Origin of the sequence: Pleomorphovibrio marinus, from assembly GCF_003347495.1 — a bacterium.
In the GTDB taxonomy this organism is placed as follows: Bacteria; Bacteroidota; Bacteroidia; order Cytophagales; family Cyclobacteriaceae; genus Pleomorphovibrio; species Pleomorphovibrio marinus.
On sequence record NZ_QCXY01000009.1, the window covers coordinates 57,946 to 75,049 of the forward strand.

Consider the following 17,104-nt stretch of genomic DNA (forward strand, 5'->3'; position numbering starts at 1 on the left):
TGTGTTGTTGATGGGCCCTGAGGCCCTAAAGTGTCTAATTTAGTCAAGAGTGATCTCAAGTGCAAGCCCTCTTAGCTCATGCACCAAAACATTGAAGGATTCAGGAATATTTGGCTTCGGCAAATTTTCTCCTTTTACAATGGCTTCATAGGCTTTTGCCCTTCCGATCACGTCATCCGACTTTACGGTAAGGATTTCTTGCAAAACATGTGATGCACCGAAGGCTTCCAATGCCCAAACCTCCATCTCTCCAAATCGCTGGCCACCAAACTGGGCTTTACCACCCAAGGGTTGCTGCGTGATCAGGGAATAAGGACCAATGGATCTTGCGTGCATCTTGTCATCTACCAAGTGCCCAAGTTTCAACATGTAGGAAATCCCAACTGTAACGGGCTGATCAAACTGTTTCCCAGAAAGACCGTCATGCAGATAAGTCCTTCCAAATGAAGGCAAACCTGCTGCTTTCAGTTCCGCAGCCACTTCTTCCGTGGTAGCTCCATCGAAAATCGGGGTAGCGTACTTTTTCCCTAGCTTCATCCCTGCCCATGCCAAAACAGTCTCAAATATCTGTCCAATGTTCATTCGGGAAGGCACACCCAAGGGGTTAAGTACGATATCCATTGGAGTTCCGTCTTCCAGGAATGGCATGTCCTCGTCTCTAACGATCTTGGCCACAATACCCTTGTTGCCGTGACGTCCTGCCATCTTGTCTCCCACCTTGAGCTTACGCTTCTTGGCCACGTAAACTTTGGCTAACTGTACTATTCCTGCGGGAAGCTCGTCCCCTACTTCCAAGGTAAATTTATCCCTCTTGAAGATACCGGAAATTTCATTTCTGGTATTGGTATAGTTTTTAACCAGACGTTGAACCAACTCATTGATGTGCTCATCATTGGTCCAATCGTCCAAAATAATATCAGATATGAGGTTAGCCTCTTCTGCTACGTTATAGTTACTTTCGTCCCTGTAAGGGTTTTTCGGTGGGAAAAGGTTGTTTTCAATATTTTGTCTATTGAACTTCACCCCTTTACTTATGATCTCATCACCAAACTTGTGCTTGACTCCATTGGAGGTCTTATCCTCCAATATGTCCACCAATTTATTGATCATCCTGGCCCTTACGCCGAGCAAGTCTTTGCTGTACTTTTGCTTAAGCTTTTCCACCTCAGCTTTGGACTTGGCCCTGAGGTCTTTGTCCTTCTTGGGTCTGGAGAAGAGTTTGGTCTCAATCACTACTCCATTTAGAGATGGTGAAGCTTTTAGGGAAGCATCCTTCACATCACCTGCCTTGTCGCCAAATATGGCTCGAAGCAGCTTTTCTTCAGGGGTAGGATCAGTTTCACCTTTAGGGGTAATCTTACCAATAATTATATCCCCTTCCTTAAGCTCAGAACCTATCCTGATAATTCCGTTCTCATCCAGATTTTTTACAGCATCCTCAGAGACATTCGGGATTTCGGAAGTAAGTTCCTCCTCTCCTCTTTTCGTGTCACGAACTTCCAATTGAAATTCCTCGATATGTATGGAGGTAAAAACATCCTCCCTTACTACCCTCTCGGAAATCACGATGGCATCCTCGAAGTTATATCCTTGCCATGGCATGTAGGCCACCAGCAAGTTTTTACCCAAAGCAAGCTCCCCATTATTTGTGGAGTAACCTTCCACTAATACCTGACCCTTCTTCACCCGCTGTCCTTTCAGTACAATGGGGCTGAGGTTGATGGTAGTGTCTTGATTTGTCCTTCTAAACTTGGTGAGTTCATAGGTTTTGTACTCATCGCTGAAATTCACCAACAACTCATCATCGGACAAATCATACTTGATTACTATCTTTTTGGCATCCACGTAATCCACAACTCCATCGGCTTCCGCCAAGATAAGAGACCTGGAATCAATGGCTGCCTTACCTTCTAGGCCAGTTCCCACTATAGGGGAATCAGCTTTCAGTAAGGGAACTGCCTGGCGTTGCATATTGGATCCCATCAGGGCACGGTTGGCATCGTCATGCTCCAAGAAAGGAATAAGGGAGGCCGCTACCGATACAATCTGATTAGGTGCCACGTCCATGTAGGAGATTTCATTGGGCTCCAATACGGGAAAGTCCCCCTCAAACCTAGCTTTTACCCTATCGTTGACAAAACTACCCCCATCATCTAATGGCGCATTGGCCTGAGCAATATTGTTATCATCCTCCTCCTCTGCGGTAAGGAATACGATATCGGATGGGTTCATGCTCACCTTTCCATCGAAAACTTTTCGGTATGGGGTCTCCAAGAATCCCATCGTATTTACCTTGGCATGCACACAAAGGGAAGAAATCAGACCAATATTTGGCCCTTCAGGGGTTTCGATAGTACAAAGCCTTCCATAGTGCGTATAGTGAACATCCCTAACTTCAAAGCCTGCTCTTTCCCTAGATAAACCACCAGGTCCCAAAGCTGAAAGCCTACGTTTGTGGGTTAATTCCGCCAAGGGGTTAGTTTGGTCCATAAACTGGGAAAGCTGGTTGGTTCCAAAGAAGGAATTGATCACTGAGGAAAGTGTCCTCGCGTTGATCAAGTCAACGGGTTTGAAATCCTCGTTGTCCCTTACGTTCATCCTTTCCCTGATGGTTCTGGCCATCCGCGCCAAACCTACTCCAAACTGACTGTAAAGCTGCTCTCCCACTGTTCTTACCCTTCTATTGCTCAAGTGGTCAATATCATCCACTACAGCCTTGGAATTGATTAATCCAATCAGGTATTTTACAATAGAGATAATATCTTCAGTAGTAAGAACAATTTTTAGGGAATCTATATCCAACCCTAATTTCTTGTTGATCCTATATCTTCCCACCTCACCGAGGTCATAACGCTTATCCGAGAAGAAAAGGCCATGAATTACTTCCCTGGCAGTGGCTTCATCAGGAGCCTCCGTATTTCTAAGCTGCCTGTAGATCACCTCCACTGCCTCTTTTTCAGAATTAGAGTTGTCCTTTTGTAGGGTATTGTAGATAATGGAATAGTCAGCCACATTCACATCTTCCCTGTGAAGGATAATGGATTTGGTGCCTGAGTCCAAGATAAGTTCAATATCCTCATCCATCAGGATGGAATCCCTTTCTAGCAACACCTCGTTTCTGTCAATGGAAACCACCTCTCCAGTGTCTTCATCCACAAAATCCTCCACCCAAGTTCTCAGCACACGTGCCGCGAGTTTTCTTCCTATCACTTTTTTGAGGTTGGAAGATTTAGCTTCCACCTCTTCAGAAAGACCAAAAAGGTCAAGTATTTGTTTGTCAGAGCCATACCCAATAGCCCTAAGTAGGGTGGTTACAGGGAATTTTTTCTTCCTGTCGATGTATGCATACATCACATTGTTAATGTCAGTAGCAAACTCTATCCAGGATCCCTTAAAAGGAATGATCCTAGCGGAATAAAGTTTGGTGCCATTGGTATGCTTACTTTGGGCGAAGAAAACCCCAGGCGAACGGTGGAGCTGAGAGACAATCACTCGCTCTGCGCCGTTGATGACAAAAGATCCCTTTTCAGTCATGTAGGGAAGGTTCCCCAAGAACACTTCTTGTTCAATGGTTTCGAAATCTTCGTTGTCCTCATCCGAGCAAAGTAACCGGAGTTTTGCTTTTAGGGGTACAGAGTAAGTCAACCCTCTGTCTATACACTCGGAGACGTTGTACTTCGGAGGATCAACGGCATAGTCGATAAATTCAAGGGTGAAATTTTCCCTGGAGTCACTGATGGGGAAATTTTCAGAAAACACCTTGAAAAGACCATCTTGTCTTCTTTTTTCCGCGGGGGTATCCAACTGGAAAAAATCCTTGAAGGACTGAAGTTGGATGTCAAGAAAATCGGGATAGTCTTTGACTACCTTTATAGATGAGAAACTTTTCCTTTCGGTTTGATTCTGGATAGCCAAGGCAGTATATTTTTTTAGTGATAATTAATATTATTATAGGACAATTTACACTACGAAAAGTGCAATTATTTAATTGCCCATAAACAGGAAAAGACCTGACTGAAAAGTCAGGTCTAATCCTTGATAACCATTCCTCACAGGAAGGCTATGCAATTTTATTTCAATTCTACTTCAGCACCGGCTTCTTCAAGTTGCTTCTTAAGAGCTTCAGCTTCTTCTTTGCTTACGCCTTCTTTCACAGCTTTAGGAGCACTGTCTACTACTTCTTTTGCTTCTTTCAAGCCTAGCCCGGTCAATTCTTTCACCAATTTTACCACGGCCAATTTTTGTCCACCAGCAGCTTTTAAGACTACATCAAAGGAGGATTTTTCCTCCTCTGCGGCACCGTCACCAGCAGCACCACCTCCAGCTACTACAGTAGCAGCGGCAGCGGCAGGCTCAATACCATATTCATCCTTCAAAATTGCGGCCAACTCAGTTACTTCTTTAACAGTCAAGTTTACTAACTGCTCAGCGAATGCTTTAAGATCTGCCATTTTATTAAATATTTAATTGTTGTTTTTTTAAGACTAATTGAAACTGTGTGTGATTAAGATTCCTTTTCGGATAAAGCTTTGACCAAGCCGGCCAAGGTGTTCTGTCCACTTTGAAGGGCAGATACCACATTTTTGGCAGGGGATTGGAGCAAAGAAATAATTTCTCCTAGGAGTTCTTCTTTAGATTTGAGTTTGGAAAGCATTTCCAAGGTTTCTTCTCCAAGGTATTGGTCACCGCCATCCACGGAGGCACCTTTAAACAAGGGCCGCTTCTCTTTGGCACCAAGCTTTTTCCTGAAGTCCAACAACACCTTAGCGGGGAGGTTGGCTACCTCAGTGGAGAAGAGAATTCCTGAAAACCCCTTCAATGTGGTATCGCTAAACTCCTGATAATCGGCATCCAAATTTTCCAGTGCCTTTTTTATCAGGGTGTTTTTATACACCTTGTATTCGATACCTTTTTCGAAACACATCCTTCTGAAGGCGTTTACTTGAGCCACAGAAAATCCGGAAGCATTTGTTATATAGAAATGCGGGGTTTCCTTAAACTTCTCTGTAAGTCCTTCAATGATGGATTTTTTTTCTTCTTTGGTCATGATTATATACCTTGAATACTTCCCTTGTCTATGTTGATGCCCGGAGACATGGTGCTAGAAAGGTGAATACTTCTGAAATATGTTCCTTTAGAGGCAGTGGGCTTCAACTTGGAGACAGTTTGGATTAACTCCATGGCATTTTCATGTATTTTTTCCGGAGAAAAAGATACCTTTCCGACGCTAGCATGTAAAATGCCAAACTTGTCCACCTTAAAGTCGATCTTACCTGCTTTAACCTCTTTTACTGCTTTTCCCACATCCAGGGTAACAGTACCCGCCTTGGGGTTAGGCATTAAACCCCTTGGGCCCAATACCCTACCTAGCCTACCTACCTTCGCCATAACGTTTGGGGTAGTGATGATCACGTCAATATCTGTCCATCCTCCTTCGATTTTGGCGATGTAATCATCCAAACCTACGTAATCGGCTCCGGCTTCCTTGGCTTCTTCTTCTTTGTCAGGGCTGCACAATACGAGAACCCTTACGTCCTTACCTGTACCATGCGGAAGTGCCACCACACCTCTTACCATTTGATCTGCTTTTCGGGGATCCACACCCAGACGGATGTCCAGATCCACGGAAGCATCAAACTTCACTTTGGTGATGTCTTTCACTATGGTAGAAGCTTCTGCCAGGGAATACGCTTGGCTAGCATCATATTTAGAAAGCGCTTCTTTTTGCTTTTTCGTTAACTTAGCCATTTTTCTTTGATTAATCCTCCCAAGGAGCTTTTCCTGAAACTGTAATTCCCATACTTCTGGCGGTGCCCGCAATCATCTTCATGGCGGATTCCACTTCAAAAGCATTTAAATCAGGCATTTTAACCTCTGCAATTTCCTTCACCTGATCCCAGGAAACGGCGCCAACTTTTTTCCTGTTGGGTTCCGAAGAACCTCCTTTGATCTTTGCTGCCTCAAGTAGCATATTCGCTGCGGGAGGGGTCTTAACTACAAAGTCAAAAGACTTATCCGAATAAATCGTGATAAGCACGGGAAGTACCTGACCCATTTTGTCCTGAGTCCTGGCATTGTACTGCTTACAGAACTCCATGATGTTCAAACCCTTGGAACCAAGAGCCGGACCAACCGGAGGAGATGGATTAGCCTGGCCACCCTTCACCTGTAATTTCAGATAACCAGTGATTTCTTTAGCCATTTCCTAGTCTTGTTTTTCTACTTGTATAAAGTTTAACTCTACAGGCGTGTTCCGACCGAAGATCTTCACCATAACGTTTAGCTTCTTCTTGTCTTCAAACACCTCTTCTATTGTTCCCGAGAACCCACTGAAAGGACCGTCCATTACTTTTACGGTCTCCCCAACTATAAATGGTGTTTCTAGTTTCTCTGCAAACTCATCAATCTCCTCTACCCTACCTAAGATACGGTTGATTTCTGACTGACGTAATGGCTCAGGGGTTTTGGAAGCCCCCCCTTGGTTTGACCCTAAGAAACCGATCACTCCCGGAATACTCGTAATTACGTGGTTGGCTTCCCCATGGCCGAGATCTGCATTTACCAAGACATAGCCGGGGAAGAAGTTCCTCTCCCGGACACGCTTCTTGCCGTTGCGCATCTCATACACTTTTTCTGAGGGTATCAAAACTTCAGGAATATAATCCTCAAGCTTTTGCCTGGCAATTTCGTTGTCTAAATATGTTTTAGCCTTCTTCTCTTGCCCGGCAACTACCCTAAGCACATACCATTTGTGGTCCGCCATTACGTAACTTAGATTCAATTAGAATAAATCATAAAACCATGTCATCACATTTTCGAATGATAAATCGATTAATCCGATTACCAAGGCGAAAATCAAAGAAGCGACGAGTACCAAAACAGCACTGTTCTGTAAGGAAGAATATTTCGGCCAAGTGACCTTATTCTTCATCTCGTCGATGGATTCTACTACAAAATTCTTAACATTCATTTTACATTATTTTAAATGCCCTCCCTCTGGGTGCAAACGCAGAATAGATCCATTGCCTCGACATGGTTTACGGGAAGGTGTAGCACGGGCGGAGAGATTCGAACTCCCATCAACGGTTTTGGAGACCGCTATTCTGCCATTGAACTACGCCCGTATGAACCCTGCCCATTTTTACGGAACGCAAAAGTAGTGAACAAAGTCCAAAGAAACAAATGCGATTCCGAATACTTTCAGAATCGCATTGTCATATTTATCAAGCTTTTAGCTGAATTAATCCAGAATCTCAGTAACCTGTCCGGCACCCACAGTCCTGCCACCCTCACGGATCGCAAACCTAAGTCCTTTCTCAAGAGCTACTGGGTTGATTAATATTACTTCTATAGTGATGTTGTCTCCAGGCATAACCATTTCCACATTCTCTGGCAATTTGATCTCACCAGTAACGTCTGTAGTCCTTAAGTAGAACTGTGGTCGGTACTTGTTGAAGAATGGGGTATGTCGGCCTCCTTCTTCTTTAGAAAGAACGTAAACCTCCGCTTTAAAGTGAGCGTGGGGCTTCACAGATCCAGGCTTGCAAATGATCATCCCTCTTTTGATCTGAGACTTTTCGATACCTCTAAGCAACAAACCTACGTTGTCACCAGCTTCACCCCTGTCCAAAATCTTACGGAACATTTCAACACCAGTCACGGTAGACTTCAGGTTCTCTGCGCCCATACCGATGATGTCAACACCTTCTCCAGAGTTTACTACTCCTCTTTCGATTCTACCAGTCGCAACTGTTCCACGACCTGTGATAGAGAACACATCTTCCACAGGCATCAAGAAATCCTTGTCTATAGCTCTTTCAGGAAGAGGAATATGATCATCTACCGCCTGCATTAATTCCATAACGGTGTTTTCCCATTTTTCCTCGCCATTAAGCGCGCCAAGGGCAGAACCAGCAATAACAGGAATGTTGTCGCCGTCGAATTCATAAAAGGAAAGAAGCTCTCTCACTTCCATCTCTACAAGCTCAAGCAACTCAGGGTCATCGACCAAGTCCACTTTGTTCATGAAAACTACAAGTGCAGGCACACCTACCTGACGGGCAAGTAGAATGTGTTCCCTCGTTTGAGGCATAGGTCCATCTGTTGCCGCAACCACTAAAATGGCACCGTCCATCTGGGCAGCACCTGTTACCATGTTCTTCACATAGTCAGCGTGGCCTGGACAGTCAACGTGCGCGTAGTGTCTGCTTTCTGTTTGATACTCCACGTGGGAAGTGTTGATGGTGATACCTCTTTCCTTCTCTTCGGGAGCGTTGTCGATAGACGCAAAATCTCTAAGTTCAGAAAGACCTTTTCTGGCCAATACAGTAGTAATGGCAGCAGTCAAAGTGGTCTTACCATGATCGACGTGACCAATCGTACCTATATTAACGTGTGGTTTGGAACGGTCAAAGGTTGCTTTTGCCATGCGTGAAAATCCTTTGTTTAGTTAATGATAAAATTTCTTTTTTTAAAATCAATGTATCGAGCCAACGACGGGATTTGAACCCGTGACCTCTTCCTTACCAAGGAAGCACTCTACCCCTGAGCTACGTCGGCTAATTACATTATTATGCCCTATATAAAGAACATAGAGCGGGAGACGAGGCTCGAACCCGCGACCTGCAGCTTGGAAGGCTGCCGCTCTACCAACTGAGCTACTCCCGCTTATCTGATATTCACTATTTCAATTCACAAACGGCTGCCACTCTTTCTCCCGATAGCCATCGAGAGGAGCTACTCCCGTCAATAAACTCATTCAAATTGCCCCAGCATCACAGCTTGGTATAATTTAGGAATACAAAGGTAGTCTAATTTTCCAAATTAAACCATCCAACTATGAAAGATTCAAGTAGTTGTTGTGGGGGAAACAGGATTCGAACCTGTGAAGACATAAGTCAACGGATTTACAGTCCGTCCCAGTTGGCCGCTTTGGTATTCCCCCAACTTATAACAGACAAACCACAGGTCTGTCTGAATGGATGGCAAAATTATATGCTTTTCTGAAACATTCAAAACATTCTCATGAAAAAAAATGGTTTTAACAGGCCTAACAATTTATCATTTTATCGCTCAGGGTTTTAATTTTCCTCCAGGTAGGGCTCCAGGAAAAATCCCTGGTAGTTTCTTACCATTTCGTCTTCTTCGTTGGCATGTATTTCAATCACTCTTTGTAAGACATCCCCTTCATCGATAAACCCAAAAAGGGACTGGAAAGCAGTCAACCTAATGTAGTTGGCCTTGTGATCGGCAGCCAAATTAAGGAGGTTCTCCAGTGCCTTTTCCTTTTCGGTACCAGGAACGCTTGAGAAGTAATCTCCATAATAACCTATAAAATAATACAGGTTTTCCCCAGATAACTGGTCTAGCTTCCTATGAAACCACCCCGATCGGTCAGAAAGCTGCTCATTGGTCATGAAGTCGGCCAGTGGAACTACCACTCTTATATTGGATTCCTCCTCCAACCTGTCGAGAAGCTCACGCTTTAAGGACAGATTACCCGGCTGATCCATGATACCCATCAATGCCGCACCCTCCACTACATAGGAAGCCTCCTCGATAAGCTCTTCAAACAACCCCATATGTCGCTCCCCGTTTGTCTTTGCCAATAGGTCAATAGCAGCTGCACGAACTTCATTGCTTTCATCGGTTTTGGCCATTTCCACCAATTTCCCCTCCAATTCATCGGAAACCGTTTCTGAATCAAACACCTGGCCTATTCTAGAAATTGCTAAACCCCTTACCTCATGGAAAGAATCATTTAGGGAAGCCTTTAGGTCCTGTAACCAATCCCCTTGCTCTGCATGATCTGAAGTAAGGCTATCCAAGGCTTCCAACCTGGCAAGTCCGCTCTCCGACATACGGAGTTGCTTCGTGAGCATCTCCTTGCCCCGGTAGGTCTCCCGCTCAGCCAACAAATCCATCCTCTCATCAAAAAGTATAAGTTCTGTACCATCTCCATTCTCAAGGGCAAAATACTGCGTTCCCTGCTCCAATACAAAAGACTTCTCCTCCCGGACCCCACCCTTATAGATGCTTACGGTAAAGGGAAGCCTGTATAAAGGGGTATCGACCAAATCTTGCTGCTGAGAGACAGTAAGCAAAACATTATCTGGAACACTATAGTCCATGTTTACCTCCAGAAGGGGATGACCTGCACCTAAAAACCATTGGTTAAAGAACCAATTTAAATCCTGACCTGTAACCTCTTCGAAGGCCAACCGCAAATCATGTATCTCCACACTGGAAAAGGCATGCTTAGTAAGGTAATGGTTAAGGCTGCCAAAAAATGCTTCGTCACCAAGGTGCCTTCGGAGCATATGAAGGACACGCCCCCCCTTTGCATAGGAATGGCTATCGAACATGTCTTCAGCATCTTCGAAAAAAAACCGGATCAAGTCTTCTTTTTTCTCCTGTGCTTCGTACAGATATTGCTCCCTGGCGGTGTGATTGTGTAAATCTGCAACATCCTTTCCCTGCTTGTATTCAAACCAGAGGTATTCCGAATAATCCGCGAAGGATTCGTTTAGTGGAAGATGAGACCAGGATTCATTGGTCACCAGATTACCAAACCATTGATGAAACAGCTCATGAGCTATAATGTAGTCCCATTCACTGTCTATGGCTTCCCTCTCGTCTAGGTTTAGGGATTCCATAAAGATAGAAAGAGTAGTGTTTTCCATGGCGCCGGATACAAAATCCCTCACCACTACCTGATCATACCGCTGCCAGGGGTACTTCACCCCCAGAAGGTCGGAAAAAAAACCTATCATCTCAGGAGTATCGCCAAAGACTTTTTTGGCTCCTTCCGCATAGCCCTTCTCCACATAATAATGAACGGGCATCCCTTCCCACTCATCCTCCACCCGGTCAAACTCACCCACTACCAAAGCAGCGAGATAGGGGGCGTGCGGCATATCCATAAGCCAATGATCGGTACGGGTGCCGTCCTCATGCTGGGTTTGCTTTTGCAACTGTCCATTGCTCAGAGTAATGTAACGGTCCTCCACTCTCAGCTTGATATCATGGGTATGCCTTTCGTTCGGGCTGTCAATGGTAGGGTACCATTTCGAATTGTGTTCTGTTTCCCCTTGTGTCCAAATTTGAGTTGGCTTGTCTTCCTTGCCCATTGGGTTTATGAAATAGAGCCCTTTGGCGTCGGTAATCGCCTTACTTCCTCCGCGCCCCCCTTCTTCTGGCTTTGCCGTGTAGCTTAGGCCAATTTCCAGTGTGTCGGAGGAGGAAAAGGTTTCAGGTAGAAAGATGCTTACCTTTTCCTGGTCATACCGAAAGGCCAAAGCCCCTCTCCCTTCTTCTCTTTCCAACCAAACATCATGGATTTCAAAATCTTTTGCATCCAAGGCTAACTCCTTCTGGGGAAAAAAGTAGGGCTTCACCTTAAGCAAGGCCTTTCCTTCTACCTGCTGTCGCTCAAAATCAAAGGATAGATCCAAGGAGGAATGCAACAAGTCGAATTTCCGCTCTCTGCTGGCCTGGTATTCCCGGAGTTTTCTCTCCTTTTCCCGTACCAACTCCTTGCTTTCATCCTGCAGCTCTGGGATTTCACTTTCAGGCTCTTGGGTGGGGGTTTCCTCTGTGGGTTCCGTTACGGGTTGGGTGGTTTTACAGGCATGAAAAGTGCACATGCTACCTGTAATCACTAGTAAACAAAGTAATTTTCGCATCTTGGATCAGCAAATATTGATTTCAGAAAGGTAAGTGTCCTAATTTTATTAACTTGGAAATTCTTTATTAAACAAAGTAAAATTAATTGGCTTATTGCAATTATCATCCTAAATCCTCTAAAATGTATGAGATAAAAATCAATGATGACACATTCGGGGCTCAGATAGAAGGGGGCAAAATCATGGTAGATAAACAATCCGTAGATTGGGATCTTGTCCAGATCAAAACCAATTTTTACCATCTTCTGGCAGGCGGAGGTTCCTATACGCTTGAGGTACTTAGCTGGGACAAAGCCAATAAATCCCTGACCTTGGCCTTGAACAACAAAATTGCAGTTCTCAGCATCAAGACCGAGCAGGACCTGCTGCTAGAAAAACTGGGGTTGAACCACTTGAAGCAACAACAGATAAGCGACATCACGGCCCCGATGCCGGGTCTGATCCTTGATGTGCAGGTGAAGGAAGGACAGAATGTGGAAAAAGGGGAAATATTACTTGTCCTTGAAGCCATGAAAATGGAAAATGCCCTCAAGTCTCCCCAAAGCGGGGAAATCAAAAAAGTCCTTGTCAGCCCGGGCCAGGGGGTGGAAAAAAACCAATTATTGGTCCAATTTTAGGGGTAAGGTTTAGTTTTGTACCAAACAAGAATTTATATTTGTCCTGTTTTTGGGGGATCAGGCTCTCACTTTTGAATGGCAAATAACAAACCGAAATTGCATGAAATACAAAAGAATACTCCTCAAACTCAGCGGGGAAGCCTTAATGGGCGACAAGAATTATGGCATAGACTCCAGCAGGCTCCAACAATATGCCAATGATATTAAGGCCGTGCATGAGTTGGGGGTGGAGATAGCCATAGTGATTGGGGGAGGAAATATTTTTCGCGGTGTACAGGCTGGAAATGTGGGTATAGATCGTGTGCAAGGCGATTACATGGGTATGCTAGCCACGCTTATCAATGCCATGGCCTTGCAAAGCTCCTTGGAACAAAACGGTATGTACACACGGCTGATGTCCGGCATAAAGGTAGAAAGTGTCTGTGAGCCCTTCATCCGGAGGAGGGCCATCCGACATCTGGAAAAGGGCCGTATTGTTATTTTTGGAGCAGGAATCGGCAATCCCTATTTCACCACAGACTCCACTGCAAGTTTGCGGGCCATAGAAATCGAAGCGGAGGTGGTGCTCAAAGGAACCCGAGTGGACGGCGTATACACCGCAGACCCCGAGAAAGACCGGGATGCAAAGCGGTATGACAAGATATCCTTCCAGGAAGTATATGAAAAAAATTTAAGCGTAATGGACATGACTGCTTTTACCCTATGCCAGGAAAACAACCTACCCATTATCGTGTTTGACATGAATAAAAAAGAAAACCTACTAAACCTTGTGCATGGAAAGAACGTAGGGACCTTAATCACTTCAAAATAAGCCATACCCAATCATGGAAGAAATCCAATTATTCCTAGAAGAAGCAGAATCCTTAATGAAAAAGGCAGTGGATCACACCGCCTCAGAACTGGTGAAAATTAGAGCCGGCAAAGCCATGCCCAACTTTTTGGATGGTATAATGGTATCCTATTATGGTGCTCCCACCCCACTTCAGCAGGTGAGTTCCATAACCACTCCAGATGCCAGGACACTGGCCATAAAGCCTTGGGAAAAAACCCTCATCGGAGAAATCGAGAAAGCCATCATCAATTCCGACCTTGGCCTTAACCCCCAGAACAATGGGGAAATGGTGCTATTGACCATACCCCCACTCACCGAAGAACGAAGAAAAAACTTGGTTAAGCAGGTGAAAAATGAGTGCGAAAATGGAAAGATAAGCATACGCACGATAAGAAAAGACACCAACGACAGCCTCAAAAAACTTCAAAAAGAAGGTGCCTCCGAAGACGAAGTGAAACGTGCCGAAGACTCGGTTCAAAAAATGACCGATAAATACTCCGGGCAGATAGATGCGCATTTTGACAAAAAGGAGGAGGAAATTATGAAAGTATAGTATCTCACTTCCTAGACCATACTGAGACCGGTCACATAATTAATATATGATCGGTTTTTTTGTGCAATTTGGAATGGACTTATTGCCTCAGGATCAGTAAAAAATAGTGGAGGTTACACTATCGATTTTGAAGTGGGGGACAATGATTTTGACTTCCAAGAAAACATAGCTGTAGATCCCTTCGAAACGGAGGGTATATGGGAACTAAATGGAAATAAACTTTATATCACCACCCATTTAACGACAGAACTTCAAAAAATGACAGTAATTGCCTTTTCTGGGCAGGCATTGCACCTTCAAGGTATCCGTGGGATTAAAGAAGAGATTCCAGAAGTTAGATTTGGGGACGAGGTGCTGATAGAAGCTTTTACTGCGGAACAAAACGTGGAAGTTAACTTTGGGTTTAAAGAGAAATAAAGAACAGTCAGCTAAAAGCTGGCCATTCTTTCCTTTATTAAACCTTACGCTCCAAAGATAATGAATTTTGGCCTCCAAAAGCAAGTCATTCTTCCACATTCAGCCGGATAAAGGTGGCAATACCCAACCTTGGCCCAGCCCGGAGGTAGGCGCCGTTTTCAAAGGCGGCACCTACCTCTATCCTGAAAATCCTCCACAAATTATCCAGTCCATAACCGATCTCAACATAGTGGGGGGAATTTCCCGTCTTCAGGTAATTGAGAAAAATGTTCTCCCTCACTCCACTAAACCTCAGCATGGGCAATTGGGTAAACAGCAACTTCCTGAATTGGTAATGTAATATAACCCCCAAATAATCCTCCCTGGTGCTATATTGGTAATAATCCAAAAAACGGTAATTGGAAGCCGCGCCCATTTCAGAAAAGATGGTCCTGTTGCCTCCAAAATGCCTGAAATCCTGAAAATATACTTGATTTGCTTGTAGGAAGGTGCCTGTGTTCAGGTTGATATCCAGCTTACCACTCACCCCAAACCGAAGGGTATGTGTAAACCCTGCATTCAAATGGTGAAAATCAGCATCTCCCCTAGATGCAACCATGGAAATAGCGTTTTTGTACCTCAGCGACAAGGTGGGGGCCGTATGATATATGGGGTATTTTCTCCCATTTCTTATACCATACTTCAACCCGGGCCTCCAGTTAAGCCCGAGTTCGGCAATTAGTGCCCGATGGGGAGCAAAGTGGCTATCCGTGGTTTCCAGGTTAGCTGGCTGATTGGGAGTAAATTCCATGCCTTCCCGGTTTCTGAAACTGTAGGAAGTTGCATTTTCCAGGTGGTTCCTTTGTGCGTAACTAAGGCCTATGTCAAAACTGAACCCCGGGTTTATTTCATGTAGCCAATTTATTTTGGCATAAGATTGTTCAAAAAGTTTCATCCAGTTTTGGAGAAGCAACAGACTGTATCCAGCATTCACCCATTCTGAAATTGGGTTTTCAGGGTTGTATTGAAATATAAACCTCCCCCCCTCTAGCTCCAGTCGGTGCCGCTTTAATGCCTCAGTATGGGTGTGAACCAACCTTCCCCTACCGTATAAAATATTGCTGGCAAACCCATATCTGATTTCGGGCCTTATTAGCCACTGATTGGTTTTATAATGGGCACTATCCGCCATCAGGGTCCTTTCCCTGTACCTAAAAAAACCGGCCAACCCCATCTTGAAACCCTCCACCGTATTGTAACTGAACTTTCCCCCATTGCTGTAAAAACCCGCTGAATACCCGCCACCAAAGAAATACTCCTGCCCGTTAAATAAGTCAAATGGCTTAAATTTTCTCTTTATTTCTTGGGAGGCACTATCCTTTTCGGAGAATTTGGCACGCTCCACCCTTGCCAGGCTATCGTCCCTTCTATACCCTATCACTTCATCAGGGGTGAGAGCTATTGGCCGTATGCTGTCCCAAAAATTCAACCCTCTTTTGGTGGCCAAGCTGTCGATGGCATATTTTCTCTCCCTGAGCACATCTTGATTTTCGCGCTGTTTATTAACCGACTTTTCGTAGTCCTTTACCAAACCCCTAAACTCCTTACGGCTTAGCTCCTGTTCCTTTTCTGCCAAAGCGGTCAAAGGGTCAATTTCCCCTCCTTTCCTGCTGCTAATGGGTTCAATTTTCTCATCCACAATAACAGGCTGGAAGGCCAAATCCGGATTAAGGGACAACTCATAGTCGCTGATAGTGGCCAAATAGTTGAATTCGCCGGCAAAACCAAAAAACTTGCCACTCACCCGGTAGGAATGCGTTACTGGCATCCAAACCTTTTCTTCTATAGGTGAAAAATGCTGCTTGGCCTCTATCTTGAACCCCAAGTAGTAGGTTACCAGGTCAAGGCTATGAATGGCCCAGAGATCTTCTATTATATATAGGTGTCCCTCAAACAACTTTTCCCCTCTTGATTTTGGTATAACTTTTATTTTATTGACCAAAAGGCCTTCCTCCAAAAATGAACCCTCATACCTAAACCTATAATAGGCAAAGGCAATTCTGGAAAGTGGCGATAAAATATCGTTAATTTTATCCTGATAAAAACTTGCGGTAATGTAAGGGGCCGGGCTGGTTTGCAGGTCCTCCCCTATCGTCCTGATGGCAGTAACCTTTTCCTCATAAGTATTGGGCTGGGAAAAACGTATTTCGGATAAGGATTCCACTGTATACGCCTCGTTCAGGTTTAGACCTTCTTCTTTTAGTTTTTTCCTGAAAAAAATAGGGGCTTTGGTAAGGGTACCTGTTCCTTTGAGGTAAACGCGCATCTTATAGCTATCCACCTGAAGCCGGTGGAAATCGGCTTTGGCGATGGCCTTCCTCATTACGGTCAGGGCAGGATCCTCTTGCCCGCTATCCACGGTGACTTCTTTCAATCCATAGGTTTGCTCTGTCAAAACAATTTCCAGCTCCACCCAATTTTTTTCCACCTCAATGGGTTGCAGCAGTGATTGGTACCCAAGGTGTTGAATATATAGGTCATGGGCTCCTTCAGGCAATTGAATCCGGAATTCGCCTTTCTCATTGGCGGCTGCCCCCTCCCCCAGGTTCCTGAAGTACAGGGAAGCGAAACCCAGGGATTCACCTGATTCATTCAGCACTTTTCCCCTTACACCCTGTGCCTGAAGGCCTTGAATAGGTTGCAAAAAAGCAATCAAAAGAAGTAACCCTAACCAATAAAAGCGCATTGGCTACCTAGAAGTAAATGGATGGATAAAAGCGGCATGAATTTCTAACGAATCTATTCAGCAATAATAACGAACGCCAACCTGAAACGGATGCCCAAAATACTTTTCATTTAAACCAAAACTGGAAAAAGTTAAGGGTCATATACATAAAAAAGTTAAATTTACCATTATGTCATTTTTACATTTTTTATAAAAAAACAAAAATTTAATTGTCAAAATAAATATAAAAATAAAGTTTGCTTAAAGTAATGAAAACAAACTCTTTATTTTTTTAAA

At 44.3% G+C, this 17,104-nt stretch carries 14 protein-coding genes and 4 tRNA genes; 4 read left to right on the plus strand and 14 right to left on the minus strand.

The features are described from left to right. Window positions 1-39 precede the first annotated feature (39 nt). The 13 genes from rpoB to DB520_RS19480 all read right to left on the minus strand — a co-directional run bounded on the left by rpoB (window position 40) and on the right by DB520_RS19480 (window position 11,684). The gene (gene rpoB / locus DB520_RS19420) at window positions 40-3,915 is read right to left on the minus strand and encodes a DNA-directed RNA polymerase subunit beta (protein ID WP_114751444.1); all 3,876 of its coding nucleotides are present in this window, start codon (window positions 3,913-3,915) and stop codon (window positions 40-42) included. A 155-nt stretch (window positions 3,916-4,070) separates the two neighbouring features. Further along, the gene (rplL, locus tag DB520_RS19425) at window positions 4,071-4,451 is read right to left on the minus strand and encodes a 50S ribosomal protein L7/L12 (RefSeq protein ID WP_114751445.1); all 381 of its coding nucleotides are present in this window, start codon (window positions 4,449-4,451) and stop codon (window positions 4,071-4,073) included. 53 nt (window positions 4,452-4,504) lie between these two features. After that, window positions 4,505-5,047 (minus strand): 50S ribosomal protein L10, encoded by a 543-nt coding sequence (rplJ, locus tag DB520_RS19430; RefSeq protein ID WP_114751446.1) that lies wholly within the window; start codon window positions 5,045-5,047, stop codon window positions 4,505-4,507. Window positions 5,048-5,049: 2 nt separating this feature from the next. Further along, window positions 5,050-5,748 (minus strand): 50S ribosomal protein L1, encoded by a 699-nt coding sequence (gene rplA / locus DB520_RS19435; RefSeq protein ID WP_114751447.1) that lies wholly within the window; start codon window positions 5,746-5,748, stop codon window positions 5,050-5,052. Window positions 5,749-5,758: 10 nt separating this feature from the next. After that, window positions 5,759-6,202 carry a 50S ribosomal protein L11 gene (gene rplK / locus DB520_RS19440; RefSeq protein ID WP_114751448.1) on the minus strand — a complete coding sequence of 148 codons (444 nt, stop codon included), beginning with the start codon at window positions 6,200-6,202 and terminating at the stop codon, window positions 5,759-5,761. A 3-nt stretch (window positions 6,203-6,205) separates the two neighbouring features. After that, entirely contained in the window at window positions 6,206-6,763 is a 558-nt protein-coding gene (gene nusG, locus DB520_RS19445; RefSeq protein WP_114751449.1) for a transcription termination/antitermination protein NusG, read from the minus strand. A gap of 18 nt (window positions 6,764-6,781) precedes the next feature. Next, complete coding sequence (gene secE, locus DB520_RS19450; protein WP_114751450.1) at window positions 6,782-6,970, minus strand: preprotein translocase subunit SecE; 189 nt, start codon at window positions 6,968-6,970, stop codon at window positions 6,782-6,784. 83 nt (window positions 6,971-7,053) lie between these two features. Next, window positions 7,054-7,124: transfer RNA gene (locus tag DB520_RS19455), tRNA-Trp, on the minus strand. Between the two features lie 116 nt (window positions 7,125-7,240). Further along, the gene (tuf, locus tag DB520_RS19460; protein ID WP_114751451.1) at window positions 7,241-8,428 is read right to left on the minus strand and encodes an elongation factor Tu; all 1,188 of its coding nucleotides are present in this window, start codon (window positions 8,426-8,428) and stop codon (window positions 7,241-7,243) included. A 59-nt stretch (window positions 8,429-8,487) separates the two neighbouring features. Beyond that, window positions 8,488-8,559 (minus strand) — tRNA-Thr (locus DB520_RS19465). A 35-nt stretch (window positions 8,560-8,594) separates the two neighbouring features. Beyond that, window positions 8,595-8,667 (minus strand) — tRNA-Gly (locus DB520_RS19470). 194 nt (window positions 8,668-8,861) lie between these two features. Then, window positions 8,862-8,944: transfer RNA gene (locus DB520_RS19475), tRNA-Tyr, on the minus strand. A 136-nt stretch (window positions 8,945-9,080) separates the two neighbouring features. Next, window positions 9,081-11,684: a M1 family metallopeptidase gene (locus tag DB520_RS19480; protein ID WP_114751452.1), complete on the minus strand. Its 2,604-nt coding sequence runs from the start codon at window positions 11,682-11,684 to the stop codon at window positions 9,081-9,083. Between the two features lie 122 nt (window positions 11,685-11,806). Between DB520_RS19480 and DB520_RS19485 the strand changes: the two genes are divergently transcribed. The 4 genes from DB520_RS19485 (at window position 11,807) to DB520_RS19500 (ending at window position 14,103) form a co-directional block, all read left to right on the plus strand. Further along, window positions 11,807-12,301 carry an acetyl-CoA carboxylase biotin carboxyl carrier protein subunit gene (locus DB520_RS19485; protein ID WP_114751453.1) on the plus strand — a complete coding sequence of 165 codons (495 nt, stop codon included), beginning with the start codon at window positions 11,807-11,809 and terminating at the stop codon, window positions 12,299-12,301. 100 nt (window positions 12,302-12,401) lie between these two features. After that, a complete protein-coding gene (gene pyrH, locus DB520_RS19490) occupies window positions 12,402-13,112 on the plus strand; it encodes a UMP kinase (protein WP_114751454.1) in 711 nt (236 codons plus the stop codon). Between the two features lie 13 nt (window positions 13,113-13,125). After that, window positions 13,126-13,686 carry a ribosome recycling factor gene (frr, locus tag DB520_RS19495; RefSeq protein WP_114751455.1) on the plus strand — a complete coding sequence of 187 codons (561 nt, stop codon included), beginning with the start codon at window positions 13,126-13,128 and terminating at the stop codon, window positions 13,684-13,686. Window positions 13,687-13,818: 132 nt separating this feature from the next. Beyond that, complete coding sequence (locus DB520_RS19500) at window positions 13,819-14,103, plus strand: hypothetical protein (RefSeq protein WP_114751456.1); 285 nt, start codon at window positions 13,819-13,821, stop codon at window positions 14,101-14,103. A gap of 85 nt (window positions 14,104-14,188) precedes the next feature. Here DB520_RS19500 and DB520_RS19505 read toward each other — a convergent pair whose 3' ends face one another. Further along, window positions 14,189-16,828: a DUF5686 family protein gene (locus DB520_RS19505; RefSeq protein WP_114751457.1), complete on the minus strand. Its 2,640-nt coding sequence runs from the start codon at window positions 16,826-16,828 to the stop codon at window positions 14,189-14,191. Window positions 16,829-17,104 lie beyond the last annotated feature (276 nt).

Excerpts from the sequence above, each read along its gene's own strand:
- nusG (WP_114751449.1), bottom strand. The coding sequence starts at position 6,763 with ATGGCGGACCACAAATGGTATGTGCTTAGGGTAGTTGCCGGGCAAGAG.
- pyrH (WP_114751454.1), top strand. The coding sequence starts at position 12,402 with ATGAAATACAAAAGAATACTCCTCAAACTCAGCGGGGAAGCCTTAATG.
- rplL (WP_114751445.1), bottom strand. The coding sequence starts at position 4,451 with ATGGCAGATCTTAAAGCATTCGCTGAGCAGTTAGTAAACTTGACTGTT.
- DB520_RS19505 (WP_114751457.1), bottom strand. The coding sequence starts at position 16,828 with ATGCGCTTTTATTGGTTAGGGTTACTTCTTTTGATTGCTTTTTTGCAA.
- DB520_RS19485 (WP_114751453.1), top strand. The coding sequence starts at position 11,807 with ATGTATGAGATAAAAATCAATGATGACACATTCGGGGCTCAGATAGAA.
- rplJ (WP_114751446.1), bottom strand. The coding sequence starts at position 5,047 with ATGACCAAAGAAGAAAAAAAATCCATCATTGAAGGACTTACAGAGAAG.
- frr (WP_114751455.1), top strand. The coding sequence starts at position 13,126 with ATGGAAGAAATCCAATTATTCCTAGAAGAAGCAGAATCCTTAATGAAA.
- tuf (WP_114751451.1), bottom strand. The coding sequence starts at position 8,428 with ATGGCAAAAGCAACCTTTGACCGTTCCAAACCACACGTTAATATAGGT.
- secE (WP_114751450.1), bottom strand. The coding sequence starts at position 6,970 with ATGAATGTTAAGAATTTTGTAGTAGAATCCATCGACGAGATGAAGAAT.
- rplA (WP_114751447.1), bottom strand. The coding sequence starts at position 5,748 with ATGGCTAAGTTAACGAAAAAGCAAAAAGAAGCGCTTTCTAAATATGAT.
- rplK (WP_114751448.1), bottom strand. The coding sequence starts at position 6,202 with ATGGCTAAAGAAATCACTGGTTATCTGAAATTACAGGTGAAGGGTGGC.
- DB520_RS19480 (WP_114751452.1), bottom strand. The coding sequence starts at position 11,684 with ATGCGAAAATTACTTTGTTTACTAGTGATTACAGGTAGCATGTGCACT.